The organism is Simplicispira metamorpha, assembly GCF_004341365.1.
In the GTDB taxonomy this organism is placed as follows: Bacteria; Pseudomonadota; Gammaproteobacteria; order Burkholderiales; family Burkholderiaceae_C; genus Simplicispira; species Simplicispira metamorpha.
Genome location: NZ_SLXH01000055.1, coordinates 2692 through 3958, shown reverse-complemented (window position 1 = coordinate 3958; position 1267 = coordinate 2692). Strand labels below are relative to the sequence as shown.

Annotated in this window: 1 protein-coding gene and 1 pseudogene; one reads left to right on the top strand and one right to left on the bottom strand. The window is 60.4% G+C overall.

Going from position 1 to position 1267, the window contains the following annotated elements; translation table 11 throughout:
* Positions 1-246: 246 nt before the first annotated feature.
* Entirely contained in the window at positions 247-750 is a 504-nt protein-coding gene (locus tag EV674_RS17185; RefSeq protein WP_132750519.1) for a hypothetical protein, read from the bottom strand.
* A gap of 219 nt (positions 751-969) precedes the next feature.
* Here EV674_RS17185 and EV674_RS17490 point away from each other — a divergent pair.
* Positions 970-1267 (top strand): annotated as a pseudogene (locus EV674_RS17490) (hypothetical protein); the annotation flags it as partial.

Here is a 1267-nt window from a genome sequence, read left to right as displayed (position 1 = left end):
GCCCACCTGCCCGCCCGCCGTGAGATGTTGCAGCGCTGGGCCGATTACCTGGACACGCTGCGCATGGGCGCCCAGGTCATCCCGCTGGTGAAGGTGGCGTAGGCCCGGCGCCGCCCAGGTGCGGCACAGTGACCACCAACACGCCTAGCTATCGGCTGATACCCGATGGTGAACCCCGGACACCCCTGACCGGCTGGCGTGTTTTTTCATTTCACGGGCGAGATAAGGGGCAGGAGATGGCTCACATCAAAACTTGTATGGGCCGTCTTGGTTGTCCAAGTCGGGAATCAAGCCTCTCCTGAAATAGCTCTTCCGTTGCCGTGATGACTCTAGGCGCAGGTATTCAGCCACGGACAGCCAGCGTTCAATCAGCACCACCCCTTCCGGGAATATCAGCACCTCTTTCTCGTTGGGGGGCCTTGGTTGGCGCGCAGCCTTGTCCAGCCTCTCCCTTGGTGATGGCTCCCACCAGGCGGGAGGTCGATCCCTTCTGTACCTGTCAAAGATTTGCCCACTTTGCTGGCGGATTGGCGCGTACAGACCACGCCTGAGTTTCAGCACTTTCTTCAATTTCACCAGTACGCGCAGGCGGTCATCCACTGTTGTCTCTGGCAGCGATACCGCCAGCACCAGATCAGCGCGTGACACGGGCTGGGGCCGACCTGTACGCATGTGGATGTTCCACAGCGCGGCCATTACCAAGTCACTGGTTGCCCCGTGGGGTAATCGTTTGCCTGACGCTTTGCGCATGGGGAAGAACTCAGAAATAAATCATTGGTAACCCATTGATGTTAGGTCGTTTGGTGTCAATGAATGCCACGAAATCTCAGGAAGCACCAAGATGATCCCCCCTGTAGGGTTTGGCAGAAAGTTTGACAAAAGCTCAAATCCGTGTTGCGCGCACTCTCATGCAATCGCACAGCAAGCAGCCAAAGGCCACGGCTGCTTACTGCGCACCACGGAGCAAATATGACGACAGCAACACTGGCCCCCAAGGCCCGCAAGAAGCAGACCCAAGACGGCACGCCCCAGGTGGCGGCACAGCGCGCGACGGTGGCCATTCCCAGCTTTGACGAGCTGCCTGATTCGGCACTGGTGCGCCAATCGCAACTGGTGCGCGACCCCAAGCACCCGACCCGCCCGGCGCCGCTGCCGTTCAGCCCAGCGACTTCCAGCTTTGACGAGCTGCCTGATTCGGCACTGGTGCGCCAATCGCAACTGGTGCGCGACCCCAAGCACCCGACCCGCCCGGCGCCGCTGCCGTTCT